This window comes from Allomesorhizobium camelthorni (assembly GCF_011045125.1).
Taxonomy (GTDB): domain Bacteria; phylum Pseudomonadota; class Alphaproteobacteria; order Rhizobiales; family Rhizobiaceae; genus Allomesorhizobium; species Allomesorhizobium camelthorni.
The window spans coordinates 1-1,322 of record NZ_JAAKZF010000255.1 but is presented as its reverse complement, the minus strand read 5'-3'; the positions used below and the strand labels follow the sequence as shown (position 1 = coordinate 1,322).

The following is a 1,322-nucleotide window of genomic DNA, read 5'->3' as shown; positions in this document are numbered from 1 at the left end:
TGAACCGCCCCGGGTTTGCCGGAGGCTCCAACTCTTGAGAAGGTGGAGCCATCATGAACAATACGACAAATCGATTTTCAGCAGAGATCCGGGTCCGCGCGGTTCGGATGGTTTTGGATCACGAGGGGGAACACCCGTCACGCTGGGCGGCCATATCGTCGATCGCGGCCAAGATCGGCTGCACGGCGCAGACGCTCAACGAATGGGTGAAGAAGGCGGAGGTGGACAGCGGTGTGCGTGCCGGCATTCCCACCGAGGTTGCCGAGAAGCTCAAGGCGCTTGAGCGGGAGAACCGCGAGTTGCGGCAAGCCAATGAGATCTTGCGCAAGGCTTCCGCTTATTTTGCCCAGGCGGAGCTCGACCGCCCATTCAAGCGATGATCGCCTTCGTCGACGATTACCATGGGGAATACGGGGTCGAGCCGATCTGCCGGGTGCTGCCGATCGCCCCATCCACCTATCATGACCATTTGGCCAAGCGTGCCGATCCCGCCCGGCTGTCGGCGCGGGCGAAGCGCGACGAGGCTCTGAAGGGGGAGGTGCGGCGGGTGTTCGAGGGGAACTTCGGCGTCTATGGCGTGCGAAAGGTGTGGCGGCAGCTCAAGCGGGAAGGCTTCGACCTCGCCCGCTGCACGGTAGCGCGGCTGATGCGGCAGATGGGGCTTGAGGGGGCGATCCGCGGCAAGCCGGTGAAGACCACGAAGAGCGACAAAGCTGCGCCTTGCCCGCTGGATCACGTCAACCGCCAGTTCAAGGCACCGGCGCCGAACATGCTGTGGGTGTCGGATTTTACGTATGTGGCGACCTGGGCCGGCTTTGTCTATGTCGCCTTCGTCATCGACACCTATGCCCGGCGCATCGTCGGGTGGCGGGTCAGTCGCACCGCCCATGCCGGCTTCGTCCTCGATGCCTTGGAGCAGGCGCTGCATGAGCGGCGGCCGGTGCGCGGCGGCGGGCTCGTCCACCATTCGGACCGGGGCGTGCAATACGTCTCGATCAAATACACCGAACGGCTGGCGGAAGCCGGCATCGAGCCCTCGGTCGGCAGCGTCGGCGATTCCTACGACAACGCGCTGGCCGAGACGATCAACGGACTATACAAGGCCGAGGTCATTCACCGGCGCGGACCGTGGCGCTCCTTCGAGGCGGTCGAGTTCGCCACGCTGGAATGGGTGGACTGGTTCAACAATCGCCGGCTGCTGGAGCCGATCGGCAACATCCCGCCGGCCGAAGCCGAGGCACGCTACTACGCCATGCTGGAAGAACCAGCCATGGCGGCGTGACTCAAACGAAACAGCCTCCGGCAAACCCGGGGCGGTTCAG

The 1,322-nt window shown here is 64.4% G+C and carries 1 protein-coding gene and 1 other annotated feature; the gene reads left to right on the top strand.

The features are described from left to right. Window positions 1-53 precede the first annotated feature (53 nt). A protein-coding gene (locus tag G6N73_RS35695; RefSeq protein WP_165034545.1) for an IS3 family transposase occupies window positions 54-1,282 on the top strand; the annotation gives its coding sequence in 2 pieces (ribosomal slippage) (window positions 54-342 and window positions 342-1,282; 1,230 coding nt in all). Then, window positions 335-451, top strand: a sequence feature (AL1L pseudoknot). (Overlaps the previous gene by 117 nt.) Window positions 1,283-1,322 lie beyond the last annotated feature (40 nt).